Here is a 23930-nt window from a genome sequence, read left to right on the forward strand (position 1 = left end):
GCATTTTTTTAGTAGCTGGTTGACACTATTTGAATATTTGAATATTTGAATGCTTGGGCATGGCTAACTACTTGCTGTGAAAGTTCGGGCAGGATAGCAATATTGGCGGAAAAGTTATACCTAAGTCATGGGATGAATTCTTTAGTTCTGAAAGCCAAGTAACTGAAGATTTCATGCAGGATAGGGTAGACCCACCCGCTCAAGAAAGAAGTCCGCTCTGAGTTTGAATGCAGCCAGAAGACGTTTACGCTATCAATACAACTCCATAATGTACGTAAAAATGTAGTACAATAACGAAAACAAACAACAGGGACTCAATCATGGCAGCAACTGCTCGATTAGATATGCGGATAGACCCTCAGCTACGCGAAGAAGTGGAACGTGCAGCGGCATTGACTGGTGCTCGCAGTTTAAGTGACTTCATTACTCAGGCTCTCCGTGAAAAAACGCGTCAGGTCTTAGAAACCCACGAAAAATTAGTGCTCAGTAATGAAGCATTTGATGATTTCTTTGAAGCCTGTATGAAAGATAGCAAACCTAGCGATGAGTTACGTGAAGCCGCTCGAGTCACCGATGAGCTAGGCATCCACTAGTGCAGCCTCTTAAGCGATTCGTCGCACTGGATAAAGCAAGCCACGACCGAAGTACGTTTGACTGCGGTAAGGACTCGTTAAATGCTTTTATCCAACGCAATGCAACACAAGGTATGAAGTCAAAGCTCAACTTCACCTGGGTGCTCCCTGCAGCGGGAACACCTAAAGGCCAGAAAAAACCGATTTGTGCTTACTTTACGTTAAGCGTATGCCATATAGAGCGTTACAACTTGCCGGACGATACCGCAAAACGGTATCCAAACTATCCCTTACCGGTATTTATGCTGGCTCAGTTGGCCGTAGACAAAAACTGCCAAGCGCAGAAGTTAGGAACGGCAACGCTTATCAATGCATTACGGCGTTGTGCCAAATTATCGCAAGGCGGGAAGGTTGCAGGAATAGGGGTAATTCTTGATGTACTTGATGAAGATGCGCTTGCATTTTACGAGCGTTTCAGTGGCTTTCAGCCGCTTAAAAGTGAGAGGGATTCGGCCATTCGGTTATTCATACCAATGAAGCAGCTGATGGATCTCTAGGCGAGACCTATATATAAAAAATAGTGATCGTCACAACAAATTTTTATCGTTGTATTGTTGCTAAATTTACGTGTAAAAATTCCCTTCCGAAAAAATAAAACTAACAATGTTGGAAGCTAATAATATGAAAAATAAATTCTCTTTCGCGTTACTTTGCGTGACGCTATGCTGCTCTTTTTCTGTGGTTGCCTATGCAGAAAATACTGATTTTGATGAAACTCCTCTCGCTTATGAAATGAGTGAAGATGAGTTAGACGACGTTATGGAGACTTGCAACGAAATAGCAATGGAAGACGAATTACAAGGTGATGAGCTAACCACGTTTGTGGCTGAGTGTGCGGAGGCGAATGCCAGCGCTCTGTAGACAGCTTTAACCATCAATAATAACTCTTATGATAACTCCGCCGCTTGCCAGCGCGCTGAGTTATCACGCCTTCAACTTGCCCAATGCCGCTAATCTCAATCGTGTCATACAGGTCATTGAGCGGCGCAAGATAATAACGCCCATCCACTATCCGCAGCTGCCGGAAGATATATTCACCCTCATTATCCTTAGCAAACACATACGCGCCATCTTTAGCGTGGCCGGTGGGGTCGATAATGATAATGCAGCCGGATGCAAACTCCGGCTCCATGCTGTCATCCAGCGCTTGCAGGGCAAATGGCTCGGAGTCTGAGCAGCTGCTGCCGGACTCCAGTTCGCTGGCGATATCAGGCTTAAAGGCATCCTGAATCAGTATTTTGGTTTCTTGCATATTATCCTTTGGATTGATGCAGGCTGAAATCGGTGTCTTTTACATGGCGCTCTGGCTCGTACCAGTGCAGTTTGTCATGTAGCTTCACGACTTCACCGATAATGGTCAGCGTCGGCGCACGTACGCCGCTTTCAATCACTTTTTCTGGCAGGGTGGCCAGTGTGGCGACATGCACGCGTTGATGGCGGGTGGTGCCTTTTTCAATCAGTGCGGCGGGCATATCCGGCGACATGCCATGCGCTTGCAGTTGGCGGCTGATTTCTGAAATGCCACTCAAGCCCATGTAGAACACCAGCGTGTGGTTTTTCTGGGTGAGTTGTTCCCAGTTCAGATTAATGCTGCCGTCTTTTAAGTGGCCCGTGGCAAAGGTCACCGATTGCGCATAGTCGCGATGAGTAAGGGGGATGCCGGCGTAGGCTGCACAGCCAGAGGCTGCCGTTACGGCTGGCACGACCTGAAACGGCACGCCATTTTCAGATAGCGTTTCAATTTCTTCGCCGCCGCGCCCGAAGATAAACGGGTCGCCACCTTTTAAGCGCAATACGCGTTTGCCTTGCTTGGCCAAGTTCACCAGCAGGTCATTAATCTTGTCTTGCGGAACGGCGTGGTCATCCTTTTGCTTGCCGACATACAGGCGCTCAGCTTCCGGATTGGCCATATCTAAAATCGGTTGCGAGACCAATCGGTCATACACCATTACATCCGCCAGCTGCATGAGGCGCACGGCTTTGAAGGTCAACAGGTCCGGGTCGCCAGGGCCAGCGCCAACCAGATACACTTCGCCCATTGGGCTGGTGTCTAAGCCTTGTTCCAGCATTTCATCTAAGCGCGAGCGGGCGCTTTCTTCCTGTCCGGCATACACCAGTTCAGAAACGGAGCCTTTGAGGGCGTTTTCCCAAAACTGTTTGCGCTGCGGTTGCTTGGGGAAGAATTGTTTGACCTTCTCGCGGTATTCTTCGGTAATGCGCGCCAAGCGTCCGGTGGCGGCAGGGATCATGCTTTCCAGCTGCATGCGTAGCTGACGGGCGAGTACTGGCGATGCGCCACCGGTGGAGACGGCAATCACAACCGGCGAGCGGTCAAGCACGGAGGGCAGTACAAAACTGCAATCATCCGGTGCATCGGCGATATTCACCAGTTGCTGGCGAGCGTCGGCCAGTTTGGCGATATCGGCATTTACTTGGCGGTTGTCCGTGGCTGCGAAGACTAAAAAAGCTCCGTCTAAATCGCTGCTTTCAAATTTGCGTGGTAGGTGAGTCAGCAGGCCATTCTCAACATGCTGGCGCAGTTCGCTGCTAATCTCAGTCGACACGACGGTAATAATGGCACCGGACTCGATTAAGCTGGCAACTTTGCGGCTGGCGACTGGGCCTCCACCGATTACCACGCAGGGTTTGTTTCGAATACTGACGAAGATGGGCAAATGCTTCATGGTGTTATTATCCTGATGCCATGCGTGGCGTTGAAATTAGCGGGTGAGGCTGGGAATTCTAGCGCATATTACCGGTTAATACCTACTATTGAAGCACTGACGCATTGCGGGGTTATTAGCTAGGCGTTTTCTCTGGCAAAACGACACATAAACTCAGCAAGGGTGGCTGCATTTTCTTTGGTCACGCCATTGTATAAACTGGCCCGCAGGTAGTCACCAACGCCAAATGGAGTGAGGGTGCGCAGGCCGATCATGCCTTGTTCCCAGCTTTCAATCAGGAATTGATTGGTCAGTTCCTCATCGCCGCCTTTAACATTAAAGGGCACATTCATGCGGCTTCTGATGGCCTTGTTAGCCACGGGCGTGCCATAAAAGCCATTGGAGTTGTCGATCACCTCATAAAGCTGTTTGGCTTTGGCGATTGAGCGGCGCTCGTTCTCGGCAATGCCGCCGTGGCTATCCAACCAGTCCATCACAATACCGACTACTTCAATATTGAAGGTCGCCGGAGTGTTCCAGAGGTTACCGGCTTCGCTGTTGGTGGTGTAGTTGAATACGCCGGGGCACAGGGGAGAGGCCTTACCTTCACCCAGCAAGTCTTTGCGGATGATCGTCATGGTTAAACCGGGATGGCCGATGTTCTTGGAGGCGCAGGCAAACAATACGCCGACATTACTGCCGTGCCAGTCGATGGGCTTGGTTGAGAAGTCTGAGCTGGCATCCACCACCAGCGGGATATGCTTGCGCGACTCGAGTAGCTTGGGCAGGCGGTGCAACTCAATGCCGTTGACGGTTTCATTGGAGCAGACATAGAGGTATTTGCTGTTGGGGTCGATATCCGCTTCGGTTAGCTCAGGGAAGTGCGTGTAATCACCGGTTTCAGGGGCGCTGCCATCGATGGTTTGCACGGTGCAGTAGCGCGACGCTTCATCGCGCCCGCGGATAGACCACGTGCCATTGACCACATAGGTCGCGATATCTGAAGCGTTGTGGCAGAGGTTTAACGGCAATGCGGCAAACTGTCCGTGGCCGCCACCGTGCGTGAATAGAATCTCATAGTCATCGGGGATTTCCATGACCTTGCGGGTACTGGCAATGGCATGCTCCAGTATCGCCAGAAACTCAGGGGCACGGTGGGATATCGCCAAGGAGGTAAGGCCAGTTGTATTGAAAATATCGGCGATCTTGGCTTCTACTTCTTTTGGTAAGGACGTTGGGCCAGGGCTGAAGTTTATGATTTGCTCAGGGGCGGCCGTTGAGCTTAGTGAGCCAAGCAGCGCCGGATGGGTTGGGGTCGTCATTGCATGTGGAGTCGTCATGTCATGGGGTCCTTATAGATAGCTATCGTTTTATGAGCCGGCCGTTGCGCTAATGCCTAGCACTGCGATCATAAACATGAGGGGTAGCGCGAATTGCTTTAACGAAGCGGGTGGCTTGCGGTTAAACAATGCTTGACCAACACGCACACCAATTAAGGTCGGTACTAATAAGATTAAGGTCATTTTCACGACTTCAAAATCGACCAAGCCGCCGCTGAATAGTGCGACAAGCGCAATCATTTCACTCACTACAAAAAACATAATCATGGTGGCACGCTGAGCCGAAGAACTCAGTTGGCTGGATAACATGTAACACACAATGATTGGCCCACCGACGGAGGAGCCAGAGGTTCCGGCACCAGCGAAGATACCAAAGCCCAGTTTCGTTCTGGCAGTCTCGGTGCCCCGAAAGCGCACATCAAAGGCCAGTAGTAAGGCAAATACCAGAATCAATACGCAGATCCCTAATTTAAGCATTTCGCTTGGCACTACCAGCAAAAGCGCAAGACCCACTGGAATGCCCAGTATGGAACCCAGTGTGAGCAGCTTAAAGGTTGGCATATCTGCCTGATCGACGGCCTGACGTAATAACGGCGCACTACATAATAGGTCTAAGCCCACAATCACGGGGATGCTTTGCTGTGGGTCTAATAAGAAGTTCATGCAAACAACCGCAACGGCTGCAAAGCCAAACCCTGCATAGCCACGCACCACACCGGCAATAACAACGATCGGGACTAAAAAAATCCATATAGAATCTAACGACATAGCTCACCTATTACTTATCTGGGTTAATTAAAGCCGCGAGTATGGGGGTGAGGATTGCAAGTTTTTTAGGGCCACGCGCTGGTTTTGGTGGTGCCACTTTTGCGCTTTTGCCAAATCTGAAAAGAGTCTTGGTGTGTGCACTGCACCATGATGATGAATTGGCGGCTTGGGCTAAGCGCTAAGTATTGAACACATAAGTACTTTACAGCGTTGCAATAATGACACTCAAAAACCACCTATCTAACTGAAAATATTTAATAAATTTTATTTACAAAGAGACTTTCATATAGTTTGAATTGGGCATTTTTAAGCGGTCATTTGGTAGTTTGAAGCCTTTTCGGTAGGCGCACTAAAGTAGCGCATTTTGGCTCTGTATTTGTGCATTGCAGCAGCTGGTTTTGGCCACGGAATAAGCGAATATTTTCTAAACCGTCGGTTTAGCAATCATTGGCCCATAGGGTTGACTTGCGCTGGTTCTATGGTGGGCCCTTGAGCTGGGGCTATGCTGTAATCACACTATTTATGACGCTTCTCAGAGGGTATTCACATGACAGAACAAAGACAGGACTTAGAAACTCAGTCGGCTATCTCCGGAGATGGCGCACACGTTTGGCATCACTTAACTCAACATCAACCCTTAGATGGCAAAGCGCCAATGATGGTGGTTGAAGGGAAGGGCATGCGTGTTTGGGATGCAAATGGTCGTGAATATCTGGATGCCGTGTCTGGTGGCGTGTGGACGGTTAACGTGGGCTATGGCCGCGAGTCGATCGCTAAAGCGGTTTACGATCAAATCCTTAAGATGAATTACTTTGCCAACTCAGCCGGTAATATTCCGGGCGGTAACTTTGCAGAGAAGCTGATTAGCAAAATGCCGGGCTTATCCCGCGTTTACTATTCTAACTCCGGCTCTGAAGCCAATGAGAAAGCGTATAAGCTGGTTCGCCAGTTGGCAGCACTCAATAATGGCGGCAAGAAGCACAAAATTTTATACCGTGACCGTGATTACCATGGCACCACGATTACCGCGCTAAGCTCAACCGGTCAGTCACAACGTAAAGATCAATACGGACCTTTTACCCCTGGCTTTGTGGAAGTGCCACATTGCATGGCGTACCGCTCACCAAACGGCGATGATCCTGATTTTGGTGTGCAGGCTGCGCGTGAAATTGAAAAGGTTATTCTGCGTGAAGGGCCAGATACGGTGGGCTCTATCGTATTAGAGCCAATCACAGCCGGTGGTGGTGTGATCACCCCGCCAGAAGGGTACTTTGAAACCGTTCAGGAGATTTGCGAGAAGTACGGCGTACTGATCCATATCGATGAAGTGGTCTGTGGTCTGGGCCGTACTGGTAAGTGGTTTGGCTATCAGCATTATGGCGTGAAGCCAGATATCGTAACCATGGCAAAGGGTGTGGCGAGTGGCTATGCGGCGATTTCGGTCACAGCAACCACTGAAGACTTGTTTAAGCAGTTCCTGTCTGCACCTGAAGATAAGATGCATTACTTCCGTGATATCAGTACTTTTGGTGGCTGTACCGCTGGCCCTGCGGCAGCGCTGGAAAACCTGAAGATTATCGAAAACGAGAAGCTGCTGGATAATGTCACGGCGATGGGTGAGTACTTTATGGAACGCTTCCATGAGCTTCAGGATAAGTATCCGGTGATTGGCGATGTGCGAGGTAAAGGTCTGTTTATGGGGCTTGAGTTAGTTAAAGATCGCGTGACCAAAGAGCCGGTTGATGAGTCGGTTACGGCAGGCGTGGTGGCCAGCTGTATGCAAGATGGCGTGATGATTGGCCGCACTAACCGCAGCTTTGAAACCTTCAACAACACCTTGTGCTTGAGCCCAGCGTTGATTTGTACGCGTGACGATGCGGATGAGATCGTCTCTGCAATGGATACAGCACTGGCTAAAATTGTTTTGTAAATAGCAGGTTCCACTAATCTCACCTCTTCCTTTTGAGTGAGTAGCTTTGGGCGCAGGAATTAAGTTTCCTGCGCCTGTTTTTTTGTGCAGCTTGCCGTTTTTCGGGTGCTATACTCACTCATTGCTATTAACCGTTCACCAGAGAAGGAAGCCTCTTGAAAAGTCTGTGGAATCGCCTGATTAAACTCGACCGAGATAGCAGTAAGAGTTTACAAATTCAGATACGGGAAGCCATTGTCAATGCAGCGCTGGAACGCCTGCTGGAGATGGAAAAGCCATTGCCGTCATCTCGTGAGTTAGCTAAAGACCTGAATGTTGCGCGCAATACGGTGGTATTGGCGTACCAGCATTTGGTGGATGAGGGTTTTCTGGACTCACGCGAGCGTAAGGGCTTCTTTATCAATCCGCAGGTGTATCAGGACCGCATTGATAAGCCACGCCATGAAGATGGCCGTGAGCTCGAACAGATGCCCGCCTGGTGCGAACGGCTGCTACTCAAGCAACCCTCACTGCAGCGTAATATCCGCAAGAATAAAAACTGGAAGGATTATCCTTATCCGTTTATTTTCGGGCAGCTGGACTTCAATTTGATCCCCATTCATGAGTGGCGTGAGTGCGTACATTATTCGCTGAACGTGGCTGAGATGCGCCAGTGGGCGACTGATCAGGTGGATGAGGATGACCCCTTACTGATCGAACAGATTCAAAAGCGGGTACTGCCACGGCGGGGGATTTGGACGCGCCCTGAGAATATTATGGTCACGTTGGGGGCGCAAAATGCCCTGTACCTGATTGCCAGTTTGCTGGTGGGTGAAAATACCAAAGTCGGGATTGAAAATCCGGGCTACCCTGACGTGCGCAATATTATGAGTTTAAAAACCAATAACTTGGCGGCGTTAGATGTTGATGAAGAGGGTGTGGTGATTAATGACGCACTCAAAAGTTGCGATGTGATCTACATTACCCCAAGCCATCAGGTACCCAGCGGGGTAACCATGAGCGAGCCACGGCGCAGAGCGCTGTTAGCCACTGCAGCTGAATATGGCATTGTGATTATCGAGGATGACTTTGAGGCCGAGTCTAACTTCAAACACGAACCTCAACCGGCCCTCAAAAGCCTGCGCAATTCCGATCAGGTCATTTATGTCGGCAGTACCTCTAAAACCTTCGCGCCGGGCTTGCGTTTGGGTTATATGGTTGCGCCTGCCAAAATGATTCATGAAGCGCGGGCATTGCGCCGGTTAATGTACCGCCATGCACCGGCCAATAACCAACGGGCAGCCGCGTTATTTATCAGCCTTGGGCATTACGACAAGATGATTGGTCGCTTGCACACCATCTACAAAGAACGCTGGAAAGCGATGAATGCGGCGATCGAAACGCACCTGCCAATGCTCAAGTGTGTCCCCAATTTTGGAGGGTCGTCCTTCTGGTTGGAAGGGCCAAGTTCGCTGGATGTCGATAAGATGGCCACCGCGCTGGAACAGAAGGGTGTCGTTATCGAAATCGGCAGTGTTTTTTTTATGGGGCAGGATGCACCAACAAATTACTTCCGCCTAGGCTTTGCCTCAATTCCGGTCGGTAAAATTGAAGCGGGAATTCTCATGATTTCGCATTATTTACGAGATCACAGCTAGTCATTTTGCGGCTGCACAGAGGCGGCAAATCAGCTTAAAAAACACCTGAAAAAGGGCACTTCTCCAGTGCCCTTTTTAGTGCACCATTTTGGTGAAATGCACTACGGTTGCGCATTTTCTCAATTAGCGCTCTGGCCTCAAAACTACAAAAAAACTGGCCCTATCCGCCGTTCAAATTGACGTTTACCGTAGAAAGGGTAAGCCAAAAACCACACACCTATGGAGAGACAAATGAAGTTAAATACCAAGCTGCTAACCTCAACGGCTTTAGTCAGCGCGATGTTAATTTTCCCGGTAGCTAACGCCAAAACATTCAAAATGGCACTCGGCGATGCAGAGGGCAGCGCCCAGTATGAGCTTGGATCTAAGTTCTCTGAAGTCTTCGCTGAAAAAACAGGTGGCGAGCACAAAATCGCAATGTTCCCTAACGGTCAGTTAGGTAGCGAGCAAGACACGGTTAACGAAGCGGCAATCGGCACATTGGATTTCTCTTTGCTGGCAATCAACAACATCACACCGTTTTCACCGAAGACAGGTCTGCTAACGCTTCCATACATGATTCAGAGTCTGGATGATGCGGTTAAGCTGACTCGCGGCGAAGTGGGTAAAGAACTGACTGAAAGCACCATTCAAGATGCGGGCATTCGTATCGTGGGTTGGTCTTACACCGGTTTTCGCGTACTGACCAACTCTAAAAAGCCAGTGACCAAGCTGGAAGATCTGCAAGGTTTGGTTATCCGCGTGCCTAAGAACGAAATCATGCTGGCGACGTACAAAGCCTGGGGCATTAACGCAACACCAATGGCGTGGTCTGAGACGTTCACAGCGCTCCAACAAGGGGTTGTAGATGGGCAGGATAATCCTTACCTGACCATCAGCTCGATGAAGTTTAACGAAGTCCAAAAGTACGTGACTAACATTCGTTACCTGTTCTCTTTGGAGCCATTGGTAGTGAGCGAGTCGGTATTTCAGGATCTGGATGAAGACGTTCAGAAAGCCATCTTAGAAGCGGGCGAAGCAGCAACGCTGCACAGTGAGCAATTCCTGAAAGACACTGAAGATCGCATCAAGAAAGAACTGGTCGAGAAGGGCATGGAGATCTCTGACCCAGAAGGCGGCGAAGCTGAGTGGATTGAAAAAGCAACCTCAGAAGTATGGCCAGCTTACTACGAAAGTGTTGGCGGCAAAGAGCGTGTAGACGCAGTACTGAAGCTGCTAGGACGATAATCGTCTGACTCCTCCGGGCACTTTGGCGTCGCCGCTAAAGTGCCTTTTTTGTATCTGCAATTTGACAACGAGGGCCAATGACATGAGTGTTGGAAGTGTCATGAAAAATTTCTTCGACAACTTTGAAAGTTATGTGTGTCGATTCCTGCTGAGCTTTTTTATCACCTTATTATTTGCTCAGATCCTATCCCGCGAATTTTTTCAACACACCATACCTTGGGGTGATGAATTAGCGACCTACATGTTTGTTTGGTTTGCCTACTTTGGTGCCAGCCATGCCACGCGCAAAGCGGCCCATAACCGGGTAACGTTTCAATTCAAACTATTTCCGAAACTGGTCGAAACGATTTCGCTGCTGATCGCGGATTTTATCTGGCTCTGCTTCAACCTGTATTTCGTGTACCTAAGCTCTGACTTTGTGTTTAACAAAATGAATGCTTTCTGGAAGTCGCAGACGCTGGGCATTCAAATGAAGTACATCTACCTGATTCTCCCGATCGCTTTCACACTGATGTCGATACGCATTATTCAGGTGAACTACCTCAAGTTTTTTGCCGGCGTTGAGTTTAAAGACCCGGATGCCGATGAGATGGAACGCTCCGCCAAACTAATGGTTGGCGACAGCGACTCTGAAACGAAACCAGCCACGGCTAAGCACTAAGGAATCAACCATGGAAGCGACAATAGTTTCAGTTTTATTTGGCTCTTTTATTATCCTGCTGATCATTGGTGCGCCCATTACCGTGTCTCTCGGTGTGGCGGCGATGGCGGCCTTTTTATATCTTGATGAAAACCCGATTAAGTTTGTTCAGATTGCCTTTACCTCGGTGGGTGCTTTTCCGCTAATGGCATTGCCTGCCTTTATTTTGGCCGGTGCACTGATGGAAGCGGCGGGTATCTCCAAACGTCTCGTAGGAATTGCTGAGTCGTTTACCGGCTCATTTACCGGTGGCTTGGGGGCTGCCACGGTATTTGCCTGCGTGTTCTTTGGTGCGATTTCAGGCTCTGGTCCGGCTACTACGGCGGCGGTCGGTATGTTGATGATTCCGGCAATGGTCCAGCGTGGTTACAGTAATGGCTATGCTTCTGCGGTCACGGCTTCATCTGGCGGCTTGGGGATTATTATTCCACCATCTATTCCCATGGTTATCTTTGGAGTAGCCGGTATGGGGATGAGACCACCACCAGAGGCGGTTGAGAAGTTTGGTGAGTTCCAGTCTTTGTCAATTCCAAAACTGTTTATTGCAGGCTTCTTACCAGCGTTTTTGATTGCGACGACTATCCTGATTCTTAACTATATTCGCTGCCGCAAAATGGGCTATACCGGTGATGACACCCCTAAAGTGCCGGGCACTAAGCGCAAGGCGATTAAAACAGGCTTTTGGTCACTGATGGCACCGCTGTTAATTTTGGGTGGTATCTATACTGGCTTCTTTACGCCCACCGAGTCTGCGGTGGTTGCGATTTTCTACACGCTATTTGTGGGTCTGTTTATCCATCGCGAGCTGAAGATAAAACACATTTTCAGAGCGCTGGAAACCACCACGTGGATTACCGGACGCGTGCTGTTAATTCTGTTTACTGCAACCGTGTTTGGTCGCTTGCTGGTTGAGAATCAGATTCCGGGCATTGTGGCGGAGGCCTTATTAGACTTCACCAGCAATATGTACTTGATCTGGGCTTTGATCATTGCCTTTCTGTTGTTTGTGGGCATGTTTATGGAAACGCTGGCGACGATTATGATTCTGACGCCGGTGTTACTGCCGATTATGTACAACTTGGGTGTTGATCCGGTGCACTTCGGTGTGGTGATGGTGGCAACCCTAGCGATTGGCTTCCAGACACCGCCATTGGGTGAAAATCTGTTTGTGGCTTCGGGTATCAGTAATGCCAGTATCGAAGATATTTCCATGAAGGCTTTGCCATTTGCCTTTGCGGCAGTGGTAGCCATCTTTATTATTGCGTATGTGCCCAGTATCTCGCTGTTTTTACCTGGATTATTGGGGTATTAGCCTGATGACTAATCCCTTATAAGGAGTATCTAGAATGCTACAAAAATACGAAAATATACTGTATTGCACCGGCTTGGCAGATGAGACCTCATTTGCCGCTTGCCATGCCTTATCCCTCGCTCAGCAAACGGGGGCTAAGCTGCACATATTGCATGTGGCTGAGCCTTTGTCTAATGACGCATTGATGACCATTGAAACGTATCTCGATGACTTTACCAACCGTCAGGATTTTGAGAAGCAAAGGACCCAACGCGCCAATGATTTATTGAAGCAACGGATGGATAAGCTGATGGCCAACGTGCCGGAGGGCGCACCTGATCCTAGAGAGACTGTAGCCTCAATTGAGGTGATTGCTCAGGCACATCCTGCAGAGACAATCTTAAAACGTGCCAAAGGGCTAAACTGCGATATGATCATAATGGGAATGCACCAGAAAGGGCGCTCCCGAGCAATCATCGGTAGTGTGTCAAAACAAGTGGTTCATCTATCCAGCATTCCGGTGATGCTGGTACCATTGTACGGACACTAAACATTGATTGCTTTAGTCCCTTAAATTGCCAATATGTAGGACGATAGATTATGAGCAGTAAGAATACTTACTATGCACCACGTGGTGGCTTGCCACCGCAGACTCAGTTACTCACCGATCGTGCGGTGATGACCGAGGCCTATGCCATTATTCCACGACGTGTGTTTACCGACATTGTCACCAGCACACTCCCGTTTTGGGACAATATGCGCATGTGGGTGATTGCTCGCCCCTTGAGCGGTTTTGCAGAAACGTTTTCTCAGTACATTGTCGAAGTACTACCCGGTGGTGGTTCTGAAAAGCCGGAGTTGGATAAGGCCGCTGAAGGGGTATTGTTTGTGGTCGAAGGTGAGATGGACATCACCATTGAAGGCGAACAACATCACTTGGTTGAAGGTGGCTATGCCTTCCTACCACCCGGCTGCAACTGGACGATTCGCAATCACGGCGACAAGCTGGTCAAGTTCCATTGGGTACGTAAAGCGTATCAGTTTGTTGAAGGCTTAGACGTGCCTGAGGCGTTTGTGGCCAATGAGAATGACATTTCACCTACCAGCATGCCTGACCTTGATGTGTGGTCTACTACGCGCTTTGTGGATGTGAATGACATGCGCCACGATATGCACGTGACCATTGTGACGTTCCAGCCGGGCGGAGTGATTCCTTTTGATGAAACCCACGTAATGGAACATGGTTTGTATGTTCTGGAAGGGAAGGCGGTGTATCACTTAAATCAGGATTGGGTGGAAGTGGAAGCCGGTGACTTTATGTGGCTGCGTGCGTTCTGCCCACAATCTTGTTACGCCGGTGGCCCAGGGCCATTTCGTTACTTGCTGTATAAAGATGTGAATCGCCACATGCCGTTTATTCGTCCTAAATAATCATTAAGACTGACTGTGGGCCCGAAGCTTAAACCGGGCCCACGAGATAAGGATCTGACACATTTACCTAGCCCTTACTGCCTCCAACAGTCAGACCCGAGACAATCCATTTCTGAGCAAACAAAAATACTGCTGTAATCGGAAGTCCACTTAGTACTGCAGCAGCCGCAAAGTCACCCCAGAGATAATTTTGCTCATAGAGGAAAAACTTGGAACCAACGGCTAACGTTAGGTTGTTCTCTTGGTGAAGTAATATTGAAGCAACGGGATATTCAATGAGTGTCCCAATAAACGCTAGTACAAATACAACCATCAGAATGGGTACAGCCATCGGCAATAGCACATAAATGAAGGTCTGGAACGTATTTGCACCATCAACGCTAGCCGCCTCCTCAATATCTACCGGAATGCTTTCGAAATAGCCTTTGATAGTCCAGACATGCAAGGCTATTCCCCCAAGATATGACAGGATTAAACCACCATGAGTGTCTACACCTAACCAGGGAATATAGTCTCCCAAGGTATCAAAAATCGAAAATATAGCGATCAGTGTCAGCGCTGCAGGGAACATTTGAAGCAATAAAATGCTGTTTAGCACAGTACCTTTAAAGCGAAACTTCATACGCGCGAAGGCATAGGCTGACGTTGTTGATAAAGCTAATATCAAGAATGCGGTAATCGTTGCGATCTTGACTGAGTTCCAGAGCCAGGTAAGTACCGGAAAGGGTGGATTGATTAAGTTTCCCCGAGCATCTTCATACGAAATACCCAGCGCGAGTTTCCAATGCTCAAAACTGATTTCCGGGGGGATTAAGCTACCGACTGCAAAGTTTCCGGGCCTCAGGGAGATAGAAATAATCATAAAGAATGGAAACAATACCAATGCCAGAAATACGAGAATTCCAGTATGTGCGGCGAGGTGACTGAGTAGGTTTCTTTTACCGGTGACAATTGCCATGACATGCTCCTATGCTTTGTTGTCAGACTCATTCACGCGAGCCATTCTGAGATTAATAACAGACATGATCGCGACCATGACGAAGATAATGGTTGAGATTGCAGCCGCCAGGCCAAAGTTTTGACCGGAGTCTTCAAAGGCGATGCGGTAAGTGTAAGTCACTAATAAATCAGTTGTTCCTGCAGGTACTTGTGAGTCCAGAAAGTCTGGACGGCCCCCAGTTAACAGTGAAATCAGTACAAAGTTGTTAAAGTTAAACGCGAATGATGCGACCAGCAGTGGTGATAGCGGTTTTATAATCAGTGGTAGTGTGATGCTCCAGAAATTCCTGAGTGGACTGCATCCTTCGATAGCCGTTGCTTCATAGATTTCACTTGAGATCGACTTCAATAATCCCGTACAAAGAATCATGATGTAAGGGTACCCCAACCAAGTATTCACCAGGATCAACATAACTTTGGCCAGTGCCGGGTCACTAAACCAGCCCGGACTAATATCAAACAAGCTGTTTAAAATGAGGTTTATTTCCCCAAAGTTCTCATTGAAGAGTCCTTTGAAAACCAGAATTGAGATGAATCCGGGCACAGCATAAGGCAGGAATAATAGTGTGCGGTAGAGTGTACGAAACCGAAGGGCTTCCCAGTTAAGCAGCACAGCAAGTAATACCCCAATTACCAGTGTGAATAATACGGTCAACGCGGAAAACACGACGGTCCACAGAAAGATCTTTAAGAAGGGCTTTTGAAAGTCAGCACTGCCAAATATCCGAAAATAGTTACCTAAGCCGATTGAGACTTTAAAACCGGGTGTTAATTGTTGTTTGTTCTCATCTTCAAAAAAACCAGTATCAAAATTAGGTGTAATGATGGTGTTGGTTTGCATGTTTATCAGTGTCTCGCCTTCAGAGACTTTGTACAGCGGACTGCTTAGGGCGAAACGACGTAAACCTTGCATGCCAAGTTGCTGACCATTGGGCAGGGCTAAATTGAGCTTTTTAATCGATTCACGCAGTTTGATGACTTGTCCCATCGGGATAGCATCACCCAGAGTATGCGACGAATTTTCATCTGCTTCACTCAATGTAATGTGCTGAGCCTCGCCTAAATCAATAGGAGTCGAGGTATAGACTTTATCTTCATTACTTAGCTTCAGTTGGTAGCCATCACGGTGCTTGTGCAGTGTAAACGCGAGTTGCTTATCGCCGGAGGTATAAGTTTCGTCTAAAAAATACTGTTTTGCGCGCTCATACTCTAAAAGATTGCTAGAGCTGAAGTTCGTCAGTCCCATATTGATGGTATGTATCAGCGGGTAAATAACAAACACAGCTATGCCTATTAATCCTGGCCATAAATACCGATAGGCAGTCATTGGTTTATGGATATAGATAAATAGCGTCAGGCAGCATACTACCAGCGTTATAAACGCCAGTACGGTATAGCCTGTCAGGTATATGATCGATACGATGTATAGCAATATTAAACTGCTAATGAGTAGAGCAGACCACTTTAAAAGGTGTTTGCTGAACGGCACGTGGTGTTGTGTAGGGAAGGGATGGACGCTGCTCATTTAGAGTATTGCTCCTAAAAAGCGTGGCAGGCAAGAAGCACCTGCCACAAAGTAGGGGTTAAGTAGTTACTTCTTCGCAGTTTTTTCAGCGGAAGTACCAATACGTTTGGCGGCTTGATCCATCGCCTCTTTGGCGCTTTGGCGGCCCTGTGTCAGGTTTTGCAGAGCGGATTCCATTGAGGACCAGAACTTACCCATTTCAGGAATATTGGGCATTGGTTCACCGAGCTCTACATTCCTCATGGTTGCGACGATATTTTCATTGCTGGAGAGCTTTTCAAAGAATGCTTTATTGGCTGGCGTACCCAAGGCAACGTCATTATCAACAGTGGTTAGTCCATCGACTGTGAGTAGGGAGTTTTCTAAGAATTCAACAGCGAGCTCTTTGTTAGGACTTGCACGATTCAGCATCGCTCCAAGAACACCAATGAATGGTTTACCAAGCTGCTCTTTGACGGCCGGTATAGGCGCAACACCGAAGTTAATACCGCTCTTCTTCAGATTAGACCAAGCCCATGGACCATTGATCATCATGGCAACTTTTCCCTGATTTACACCGGCTTCCATATCCGCGTAGTTAGCGCTTTTAGGCATGACACCATCTTTAATTAACTGAGATAACTCTGTCGCTCCACTAATAGCGCCTTCACTATTCACACCTATATCACTGGTATCATAACCACTGTGAGATTTCTTAAAAACATAGCCACCTTCCGCCGCTAGCATTCCCCATGTGAAGTAGGTGTTGTTATAGTCCCAAAGGATCGCTTTTTTGCCATCTTTCATGAGCTGTTTATCAAGCTCACGTACTTCAGCAAAGGTCTTTGGTGGTGTCTCTACTAAGTCTTTGTTGTAAATCAAACCTACCGCTTCAAAAGAGATTGGGTAGCCGAATACCTTGTCACCAATAGTGAAGGCATCCCAGCCTTTTTGGTTGATGGACGCTTTAATTTCTTTGCTAGGATTGATGCTCGCTAGCAAGCCACTTCCGTTCCATTCACCGATTCGATCATGTGCAAAGATAAATATATCCGGGCCTTTACCTGCACTGGCAGCTTGCTGAAATTTTGCGGTGACATCTTCAGGATGCTCCACTTTTACTTCGATGCCGGTTTCTTTGGTAAATGCGTCTCCCACTGCCTGAATACCATTGTAACCTTTATCTCCGTTTACCCAGATAAGGAGTTTTCCTTCATCGAAAGCATAAGACGTGCTTGAAGCTGACACGACTGAACAAAGTGCGATGGCTGTTGCTATTTTCTTAAGTTTAATCATATTGATTTCCTCCAATGATTATTATGAGTTGAACGGTTTGTATCAGCTTAGGTTTCGTCTGCCAGCAAGCGATGACAAGCCTGTTCGTCACTATCAAATAAGTGGTAATGGTGGCTTTTAGCCTTGAGGTATACGGTATCGCCAAGCTCAACTTTGCACTCTGCAGGTAAGCGTGCAATGCAGTGATCAATTGATGAGCTGGTTTCTATATGAATGAGTGTTTGGTCACCGAGACGTTCAACCATCAGAACGGTTCCTTTAATGGTGTTGTCGTCAGCTGCTTCAACCAAATCCAAACGTTCAGGGCGCACACCTAAAGTAATTTTTATCCCCAATGAAAGCTGGGATGCATCGACCGAAACATGGTGAATGGTTCCATCCTGATCGCGTACCACCGCCTCCGTTCCGCTGGCACTCATTAATGTTACAGCTAAGAAGTTCATCTTAGGAGAGCCTATGAATCCTGCGACAAACTTGTTGCAAGGGCGTCGGAATAAATCCATCGGTTTGCCTACTTGCTCTATACGACCAGCACGCAACACTACCATGCGTGTTGCCAACGTCATTGCCTCCACCTGATCATGTGTAACATAGACCATGGTTGAACCTAGCTTGCGGTGAAGCTGGGCTATTTCCATCCGAGTCTGTACGCGTAGCGCTGCGTCGAGGTTAGAAAGTGGTTCATCAAACAAAAATAAATCCGGATTGCGTACAATCGCCCGGCCAATTGCCACTCTCTGGCGTTGACCACCAGAGAGTGACTTTGGTTTGGCATCTAAGTAAGAATTCAACCCCAGAATATTTGAAGCCCAGTTCACCTTTTCATTGATTTCAGCAGTTTGCTTTTTTGCAATCTTCAGACCAAACGCCATGTTGCGAAAGACGTTCATGTGAGGGTAGAGTGCGTACGATTGAAAGACCATCGAGATGCTTCGCTCAGCGGGTGGTAAGTCATTGACTCGCCGACCTCCCATGCTTAGATCGCCACTGGTAATTTCCTCAAGACCTGCTATCAAACGCAGAATTGTTGATTTACCACAGCCTGAAGGTCCGACAAAAACACAGAGATCACCTTTTTCAATGTCAAGATCAACATTGTGAATGGTTTCTATGTCGCCGAATGATTTACAAACGTTTCGTAAAGTGACTTGGGCCATTATTTTTACCACCAAGATTCCAATTGAAAACCATAACTCATGCCATGGGTATCGGTCCCGAAGACACCGTTGGCAACCCCTTTAGCTTGTGCCGCATCATCCCAATCAGCATAGGTGACAAAAGCTCGAAGTTGAGGTCTGGACCAAAAGTTTGCAGTAGGCGAAAGGTATGGTGCCAGGGTGATCTTGTTCAAAGAGCGCACTTCACCATCTTTATCTTTAACGCGATCATGACCTAACTCCAAGCCCACCCCGAAGTGCTTGTTAATATGTAAAGTTGGACGCAAGCCGACAGACATCCAGGTATCGCCATCTTCTACTTTTTGGTAAACCGCTTCTGCCATACCTGAGAACTTTTCACCTTTCTGCCAAACCATTTGCTCGGTGACACGCAGCACTTTGTCGTCGCTGTCTGCACTATCATTAGGATATGGATTTAAGCCCACTCCTGAGCCATCCCCATATTGAACTGCTAGCTTGTTAAATCCTCCTAGTACATTGCTTTGTGTGTGCATCAAGTGGAACTGCTTGCCATTTGTTCCTTCGAAATCATCCTGACTTTCATCGGATCGTAATAGGTTAACGCCTACGTCCAAAGAGCCGTTTTTGTTAGTTTTGATACCACTGAGTTTGAAATCATGACTGGTCACTGCACGGTCATCGTCTGAAGTGTTTCGACGCATGGCATAAGAGAGCTTACCCACGCCGACATCTATATTTTCAACTCCAGCCCCCGGGCCAGAATTATCCCAGAAGTAGAAGTCATTGATATGAGCATCCTGACGGTTGTAGAAACGTTTACCAACCCAGAAATTTGCACCCTCAAGAACACCACCAAAAAGGTTGCCAGCTTCGACATAGGCTTCACGAAAGGCTGGGTCTGCTTCCTCCCAGTCTTGCGCTTGGTCTACAGAAAAAGCGAGGCGTGTGCTGACATTAAAATAGGCTCCATCATCGTTTTTCCAGACTTTTTTACCGAAAGAAAGCTCACCATAAGTTTCGCACTCGTTACCCAGGCGGTATTTAGCAGCAGCGCCATCAAGCTTAAAACAAGCTTGATCACCACCTTCGCTATTTGAGCCAATGCCTGAGCGTAAGTATCCATGGAACTCAAGATTATCGTCTGCGGCGTGTACGGTGCTAACTGCAGTGCTAACCGCTAGCAGTATGCCGATACGGCGTAATAATAAAGTCATTTATTTCTCCTCCTCACCCAATATGAATACTGGGGTTTTACATTGAAGACATGAACAGATGTTGCATGCCTATACTATCGATTATCAACTGTATCGTTTAAGTTAATAATCATAAAAAATACTGTATCGTTTAAGTTAACTGAGAAAAGTTAGCCCAATTATTGTCTCCATCGCTTTCCAACCAAGCGCCATCAAAAGCGAGAACTGCCAAACTTGATGAGTGATCTTTTACTCCCCATTGCTGGAGTAATTCTTCCCCAATAAGCTTTGTCTGATTACTTAAATTAAAGACCAAGGTAACTCTGTGTTCGTCCATAAACCGATGAAATGCTAATACACCTTCCGGGGCCTCGAGCCTTTTGATGTCACCTTGTACTAATGTCCGATTTTGCTGTCGCCAAGCCAGTAATGCTTTGCAGTGGTTCAGCGTTGAGCCTAAGTCTTGTTGCTGATGTGCAACGGTTAAGTCCATGTGCTCTGATGGAACAGGGAGCCAGGGTATTTCCTGTGAAAAGCCTGCGTGATTATCCGTTGAGTTCCATGGCATAGGGGTTCTGCAGCCATCGCGCCCTTTGAACTCCGGCCAAAAAGTGATGCCATAAGGGTCTTGTAATTTTTCAAAGGGGACGTCCGCTTCCGGTAGACCAAGCTCCTCACCTTGATAAAGGCAAACGCTGCCTCTTAGGCTGAATAGTATGGCGTGCAGTAGCCGTACAAGGTCTTGCTGATGATCGCCTTCGGCCCAGCGCGTAGCGACCCGCATAACGTCATGATTGCTCATTGCCCAACACGGCCAACCATCACCAATCATGGACTCAACGGAGTCAACAACGGATTCAATGTACTCCGCACCAGAGTCATGAGCGAGCAAATCAAAGGTGTAGGCCATATGGAGCTTGTCGCCGCCAGAAGTGTACTCAGCCATTAACTTAAGTGAGTTATCATCACCGATTTCGCCGACCGTAGTGCGGTTTGGGTACTCATTCATTAGCGAGCGTAGTTTCTTTAAAAACTCAATATTTTCCGGTCGTGATTTGTCATAGACATGCGACTGCATGCTGTAGAGATTCACATCATTTGACATATCACCACCTGCTGCAACATCTTTAGGGCGCGGTGGATTGTTACGTAACTCGTCATCGTGGAAGTAGAAGTTTGCGGTATCCAGGCGGAAGCCATCAACGCCACGCTCCAGCCAAAAGCGCATATCATCAAGCACTTGATTTACCACGACAGGATTGTGAAAGTTTAGATCGGGCTGACTATCCAGGAAGTTGTGTAAATAGAACTGTTTACGTGCTGGCTCCCATGACCATGCTGATCCGCCAAATACTGACAGCCAGTTATTAGGTGGCGTACCGTCTGATTGTGGCTCTGCCCAGACGTACCAGTCTGCTTTGTCATTACTATTATCTTTACGTGACTCGCCAAACCAAGGGTGCTGGTCAGAAGTGTGACTAATCACCTGGTCAATCATAACTTTGAGGTTCAGAGAGTGTGCTTTTTTGATCAGGCTATCGAAGTCTGACAAAGAACCAAACATTGGATCAACATCGCGATAATTTGAGATGTCGTAACCAAAGTCTTTCATAGGAGAGGTAAAGAATGGTGATAACCATATCCCGTCAACACCAAGCTCTGATATGTAATCAAGCTTGTCGATGATGCCATTGATATCTCCAATGCCATCATGGTTACTATCTGCAAAGCTTCTTGGGTAGATCTGATAAATAACAGCACCACGCCACCAGCTACTTTCCGTAGTTGTACTTTGTAAAGTCATTTCCCCTCCTGTAAGTGTTACTTTATCGATTAAGATAAAATTTAACAGCAATAACTTTATCGATCAAGTAATTTTCAAAAGAATTAACTTCTAGGAGATTTAGTAGATTGACGAATGACAAGTTTGGCTGGCAGCTCGATGCTTTCCGGCGGTTCGTCACTTATTGCTAATTCTGCAGCAAGCTGACCTTTCTCATATCCTAGTTGTTCAATAGTAGTCAGTGGCGGTGTGCAGGAGGCAGCTGCTTCGATATCATCAAAGCCGATAATTGAAAGGTCATCCGGGATTTTAATGCCAAGCTTATGCGCCGCTTTCATGAGACCAATAGCCAGACGATCACTCATGCAAAGTATTGCGGTAGGCCGATTTTTCTTAGTGAGAATTTCAAGGCCTACTTGGTAGCCTGCGTCTCCACTGTTCTCGGGGCATTCTTTGATAGTAATCTGCTTCTGTGGAATTTCAGCCGCTTTAAAAGCGCTTAGATAACCTTCAAGTCGCTGTATTGCGACGTGGTGTCTGGATTGGTTGAGTGTTTCTAGAGAGAAGAGTTTGTCACGTTCTTTAGCATTTAGCTGAAAAGATAAAATCGCAAATTTCCGATGGCCTTGGTCCAACAGGTGTTGGGCAGCATTGTTAGCGGATGTTTTATCACTGATAGTGACGCAGGCAAGACCATCGACCTGTCCATCAACCATGATTGCCCGTGAACCCTGACCTAATACACGTTTTACTAGATCATCAGTGATAAAGCAGCTTTGTATAATAAAGGTGTCCACCATTGCATCGAATGCCGGGAATTTTCTATCTGAGCGGCCTATACCGGGAAGTAGCATCATGCTCATGTTTTCACGGTCACAAACACTTGCAACACCCTGTAAAAAACTCACCGCCAACGGATCTTTTAATGCATAGCTAAACTCAGCATGATTAATGATGCCTATACTATTACTCCGACCTGTTCGAAGCACTCTGCCTGCAGCACTTGGGCCGTAATAACCTAGTTCATTCGCCGAAGAGACGATATGGTCACGCAACTTAGCTGATAACTGATCTGGTCGGTTAAATGCATTAGAAACTGTTGTGGTAGAGACGTTAAGGGCTTTAGCTATATCTTTTAAGGTGAGTTTTTTGGTCAAGGTTTAACGTCCAAAAGCGTGATAGGGCTTTCTAATTTATCATGTTGTTGATTGATGAGCTACGCTGCTAATGAATCAACTGTCGTGGATTGATTAACTAGTAACTCAACCTCAGCACAATCACGCCCAGAAACGCAGTGGTTAACCCTAAAAGCTCCTGACGACTAAAAGACTCTTTTAGAACAATACGAGAGTACAGCAGGATAATTAAAATATTCATCCCGGTAATCGCAGAAACCAACCCAGTATTACCCAGTGCAAAGGCCGAGATTATGGCAACCATACCAGCCACATTGGTCAGCCCGATCAGTAAGCCACAGGAAAAGGTTTTTATCTCCGACCAATTCGCCTGAGAGTCATCTTGAGCTGCTAAACTTTTTTTACGCTTCACCAGCCAACTCATCGCGAACAGAAAGCTACCAAAGCCAAACATCGAGGTTAAGGTCGCAAAGGTATCGGCTTCCAGTAGCGTTGATTGCTTACCGAGTAAGTCATTAAAGGCAAAGAACAATGCGGCGAGTAAACCCCACTGAGCGCCCTGTAGATTGCTGAATGAAATATCGTTGGAGTAGCGGATGGTATACAAGCCACCAAAAATAATAAAAAAGGCGACTAGCTGCAGCATGGTTAAGGTTTCTTGCCATAATAGAAAGGCAAAAATCAGCACAAACAGCGGCGTCAAGCCCGACAAAATACCAATTAGTGATGCCTTGCCAACGGAAAAGCCTTTATGCAAAAAAGCATTCGCGGAAAAAGAACCAAAGCCCAAGCCTAAACCTACCGCAACATCGGCCCATCCATACCATTGTTGGTCCAGCAAGATGACGCTTGAGAGGCTTATTACAAAGCCAACAAAAAAAACGCCAAATAATAATAAGTTACGATTAATTTTTCGCTGTGACGTCCATTGATACATTATTCCTCGCAAACCGAAAAAAACCGCCGCGAGTAGGGCAAATACTATCCACATAATGAAATCAACCTTTAATAATTAGAATAACGCAGTATCTGCCTGAAATTAATGAACAAAACTGCACAGCCATCACAGTATATTGGCCTTTATTGCGATTATAAATACGCATATCTGGGACGGTAGATCTCATAAATGGCACAAACAAGTGCATACTTGGCACCAAAGAAACTATAGGGTGGCTCTACACACATGGGGCCAACTTTTCTTACCATCGACCCCACTTAGAACATGTTGTGTTATTCGATTCTTAAAGAACAGGAAATCAAC

At 47.2% G+C, this 23930-nt stretch carries 22 protein-coding genes; 10 read left to right on the forward strand and 12 right to left on the reverse strand.

The genetic code is table 11. From position 1 onward, the window contains the following. Positions 1-320 precede the first annotated feature (320 nt). The 3 genes from LEUMU_RS0107875 (at position 321) to LEUMU_RS0107885 (ending at position 1493) form a co-directional block, all read left to right on the forward strand. Positions 321-593: a type II toxin-antitoxin system TacA family antitoxin gene (locus LEUMU_RS0107875; protein WP_022951738.1), complete on the forward strand. Its 273-nt coding sequence runs from the start codon at positions 321-323 to the stop codon at positions 591-593. Next, complete coding sequence (locus LEUMU_RS0107880; protein ID WP_022951739.1) at positions 593-1129, forward strand: GNAT family N-acetyltransferase; 537 nt, start codon at positions 593-595, stop codon at positions 1127-1129. Before LEUMU_RS0107875 ends, LEUMU_RS0107880 begins: the two co-directional genes overlap by 1 nt. Positions 1130-1253: 124 nt before the next feature. Then, positions 1254-1493, forward strand: a complete 240-nt coding sequence (locus tag LEUMU_RS0107885; protein ID WP_022951740.1) for a hypothetical protein — start codon at positions 1254-1256, stop codon at positions 1491-1493. Positions 1494-1506: 13 nt separating this feature from the next. Here LEUMU_RS0107885 and LEUMU_RS0107890 read toward each other — a convergent pair whose 3' ends face one another. From LEUMU_RS0107890 to LEUMU_RS0107905, 4 genes are all read right to left on the reverse strand, one after another. Continuing rightward, positions 1507-1884: a S24 family peptidase gene (locus LEUMU_RS0107890; RefSeq protein ID WP_022951741.1), complete on the reverse strand. Its 378-nt coding sequence runs from the start codon at positions 1882-1884 to the stop codon at positions 1507-1509. 1 nt (position 1885) lies between these two features. Continuing rightward, positions 1886-3316, reverse strand: a complete 1431-nt coding sequence (cysG, locus tag LEUMU_RS0107895) for a siroheme synthase CysG (protein WP_022951742.1) — start codon at positions 3314-3316, stop codon at positions 1886-1888. A gap of 119 nt (positions 3317-3435) precedes the next feature. Next, complete coding sequence (serC, locus tag LEUMU_RS0107900) at positions 3436-4635, reverse strand: 3-phosphoserine/phosphohydroxythreonine transaminase (protein WP_022951743.1); 1200 nt, start codon at positions 4633-4635, stop codon at positions 3436-3438. Between the two features lie 30 nt (positions 4636-4665). Beyond that, positions 4666-5403 (reverse strand): sulfite exporter TauE/SafE family protein, encoded by a 738-nt coding sequence (locus LEUMU_RS0107905; protein WP_022951744.1) that lies wholly within the window; start codon positions 5401-5403, stop codon positions 4666-4668. A gap of 547 nt (positions 5404-5950) precedes the next feature. Between LEUMU_RS0107905 and LEUMU_RS0107915 the strand changes: the two genes are divergently transcribed. The 7 genes from LEUMU_RS0107915 to LEUMU_RS0107945 all read left to right on the forward strand — a co-directional run bounded on the left by LEUMU_RS0107915 (position 5951) and on the right by LEUMU_RS0107945 (position 13619). Next, positions 5951-7333 (forward strand): aminotransferase family protein, encoded by a 1383-nt coding sequence (locus LEUMU_RS0107915; RefSeq protein ID WP_022951746.1) that lies wholly within the window; start codon positions 5951-5953, stop codon positions 7331-7333. A gap of 155 nt (positions 7334-7488) precedes the next feature. After that, complete coding sequence (pdxR, locus tag LEUMU_RS0107920) at positions 7489-8970, forward strand: MocR-like pyridoxine biosynthesis transcription factor PdxR (RefSeq protein WP_022951747.1); 1482 nt, start codon at positions 7489-7491, stop codon at positions 8968-8970. 231 nt (positions 8971-9201) lie between these two features. Beyond that, positions 9202-10197 carry a TRAP transporter substrate-binding protein gene (locus tag LEUMU_RS0107925; RefSeq protein ID WP_022951748.1) on the forward strand — a complete coding sequence of 332 codons (996 nt, stop codon included), beginning with the start codon at positions 9202-9204 and terminating at the stop codon, positions 10195-10197. 100 nt (positions 10198-10297) lie between these two features. Continuing rightward, positions 10298-10858 carry a TRAP transporter small permease gene (locus tag LEUMU_RS0107930; protein ID WP_211223020.1) on the forward strand — a complete coding sequence of 187 codons (561 nt, stop codon included), beginning with the start codon at positions 10298-10300 and terminating at the stop codon, positions 10856-10858. Positions 10859-10868: 10 nt separating this feature from the next. Then, positions 10869-12209 carry a TRAP transporter large permease gene (locus LEUMU_RS0107935; protein ID WP_022951750.1) on the forward strand — a complete coding sequence of 447 codons (1341 nt, stop codon included), beginning with the start codon at positions 10869-10871 and terminating at the stop codon, positions 12207-12209. A gap of 34 nt (positions 12210-12243) precedes the next feature. After that, positions 12244-12738, forward strand: coding sequence for a universal stress protein (locus LEUMU_RS0107940; RefSeq protein ID WP_022951751.1), 495 nt, complete (start codon positions 12244-12246; stop codon positions 12736-12738). Positions 12739-12788: 50 nt separating this feature from the next. Then, positions 12789-13619, forward strand: a complete 831-nt coding sequence (locus LEUMU_RS0107945; protein ID WP_022951752.1) for a bifunctional allantoicase/(S)-ureidoglycine aminohydrolase — start codon at positions 12789-12791, stop codon at positions 13617-13619. Positions 13620-13686: 67 nt separating this feature from the next. On the opposite strand, the gene malG is transcribed toward LEUMU_RS0107945, so the two are convergent. The 8 genes from malG to LEUMU_RS0107985 all read right to left on the reverse strand — a co-directional run bounded on the left by malG (position 13687) and on the right by LEUMU_RS0107985 (position 23660). Next, the gene (malG, locus tag LEUMU_RS0107950; RefSeq protein ID WP_022951753.1) at positions 13687-14577 is read right to left on the reverse strand and encodes a maltose ABC transporter permease MalG; all 891 of its coding nucleotides are present in this window, start codon (positions 14575-14577) and stop codon (positions 13687-13689) included. Between the two features lie 9 nt (positions 14578-14586). Next, on the reverse strand, positions 14587-16143 hold the full coding sequence (gene malF, locus LEUMU_RS0107955) for a maltose ABC transporter permease MalF (protein WP_051155991.1): 1557 nt from the start codon (positions 16141-16143) through the stop codon (positions 14587-14589). Between the two features lie 66 nt (positions 16144-16209). Further along, the gene (malE, locus tag LEUMU_RS0107960; RefSeq protein ID WP_022951755.1) at positions 16210-17418 is read right to left on the reverse strand and encodes a maltose/maltodextrin ABC transporter substrate-binding protein MalE; all 1209 of its coding nucleotides are present in this window, start codon (positions 17416-17418) and stop codon (positions 16210-16212) included. Between the two features lie 47 nt (positions 17419-17465). Continuing rightward, on the reverse strand, positions 17466-18575 hold the full coding sequence (locus tag LEUMU_RS0107965) for an ABC transporter ATP-binding protein (RefSeq protein ID WP_022951756.1): 1110 nt from the start codon (positions 18573-18575) through the stop codon (positions 17466-17468). A gap of 5 nt (positions 18576-18580) precedes the next feature. Then, on the reverse strand, positions 18581-19771 hold the full coding sequence (locus LEUMU_RS0107970; protein ID WP_022951757.1) for a maltoporin: 1191 nt from the start codon (positions 19769-19771) through the stop codon (positions 18581-18583). Between the two features lie 130 nt (positions 19772-19901). After that, on the reverse strand, positions 19902-21554 hold the full coding sequence (locus tag LEUMU_RS25145; protein ID WP_022951758.1) for an alpha-amylase family glycosyl hydrolase: 1653 nt from the start codon (positions 21552-21554) through the stop codon (positions 19902-19904). 83 nt (positions 21555-21637) lie between these two features. Beyond that, positions 21638-22690: a LacI family DNA-binding transcriptional regulator gene (locus tag LEUMU_RS0107980; RefSeq protein ID WP_022951759.1), complete on the reverse strand. Its 1053-nt coding sequence runs from the start codon at positions 22688-22690 to the stop codon at positions 21638-21640. Positions 22691-22787: 97 nt separating this feature from the next. Next, the gene (locus tag LEUMU_RS0107985; protein WP_022951760.1) at positions 22788-23660 is read right to left on the reverse strand and encodes a DMT family transporter; all 873 of its coding nucleotides are present in this window, start codon (positions 23658-23660) and stop codon (positions 22788-22790) included. Between the last annotated feature and the right edge of the window lie 270 nt (positions 23661-23930).

Origin of the sequence: Leucothrix mucor DSM 2157 (assembly GCF_000419525.1) — a bacterium.
Classification (GTDB): Bacteria; Pseudomonadota; Gammaproteobacteria; order Thiotrichales; family Thiotrichaceae; genus Leucothrix; species Leucothrix mucor.

Coding starts and splice junctions, on each gene's coding strand:
- LEUMU_RS0107875 (WP_022951738.1), top strand. CDS start 321: ATGGCAGCAACTGCTCGATTAGATATGCGGATAGACCCTCAGCTACGC.
- LEUMU_RS0107885 (WP_022951740.1), top strand. CDS start 1,254: ATGAAAAATAAATTCTCTTTCGCGTTACTTTGCGTGACGCTATGCTGC.
- LEUMU_RS0107890 (WP_022951741.1), bottom strand. CDS start 1,884: ATGCAAGAAACCAAAATACTGATTCAGGATGCCTTTAAGCCTGATATC.
- cysG (WP_022951742.1), bottom strand. CDS start 3,316: ATGAAGCATTTGCCCATCTTCGTCAGTATTCGAAACAAACCCTGCGTG.
- serC (WP_022951743.1), bottom strand. CDS start 4,635: ATGACGACTCCACATGCAATGACGACCCCAACCCATCCGGCGCTGCTT.
- LEUMU_RS0107905 (WP_022951744.1), bottom strand. CDS start 5,403: ATGTCGTTAGATTCTATATGGATTTTTTTAGTCCCGATCGTTGTTATT.
- LEUMU_RS0107915 (WP_022951746.1), top strand. CDS start 5,951: ATGACAGAACAAAGACAGGACTTAGAAACTCAGTCGGCTATCTCCGGA.
- LEUMU_RS0107925 (WP_022951748.1), top strand. CDS start 9,202: ATGAAGTTAAATACCAAGCTGCTAACCTCAACGGCTTTAGTCAGCGCG.
- LEUMU_RS0107930 (WP_211223020.1), top strand. CDS start 10,298: ATGAAAAATTTCTTCGACAACTTTGAAAGTTATGTGTGTCGATTCCTG.
- LEUMU_RS0107935 (WP_022951750.1), top strand. CDS start 10,869: ATGGAAGCGACAATAGTTTCAGTTTTATTTGGCTCTTTTATTATCCTG.
- LEUMU_RS0107940 (WP_022951751.1), top strand. CDS start 12,244: ATGCTACAAAAATACGAAAATATACTGTATTGCACCGGCTTGGCAGAT.
- LEUMU_RS0107945 (WP_022951752.1), top strand. CDS start 12,789: ATGAGCAGTAAGAATACTTACTATGCACCACGTGGTGGCTTGCCACCG.
- malG (WP_022951753.1), bottom strand. CDS start 14,577: ATGGCAATTGTCACCGGTAAAAGAAACCTACTCAGTCACCTCGCCGCA.
- malF (WP_051155991.1), bottom strand. CDS start 16,143: ATGAGCAGCGTCCATCCCTTCCCTACACAACACCACGTGCCGTTCAGC.
- malE (WP_022951755.1), bottom strand. CDS start 17,418: ATGATTAAACTTAAGAAAATAGCAACAGCCATCGCACTTTGTTCAGTC.
- LEUMU_RS0107965 (WP_022951756.1), bottom strand. CDS start 18,575: ATGGCCCAAGTCACTTTACGAAACGTTTGTAAATCATTCGGCGACATA.
- LEUMU_RS0107970 (WP_022951757.1), bottom strand. CDS start 19,771: ATGACTTTATTATTACGCCGTATCGGCATACTGCTAGCGGTTAGCACT.
- LEUMU_RS25145 (WP_022951758.1), bottom strand. CDS start 21,554: ATGACTTTACAAAGTACAACTACGGAAAGTAGCTGGTGGCGTGGTGCT.
- LEUMU_RS0107985 (WP_022951760.1), bottom strand. CDS start 23,660: ATGTGGATAGTATTTGCCCTACTCGCGGCGGTTTTTTTCGGTTTGCGA.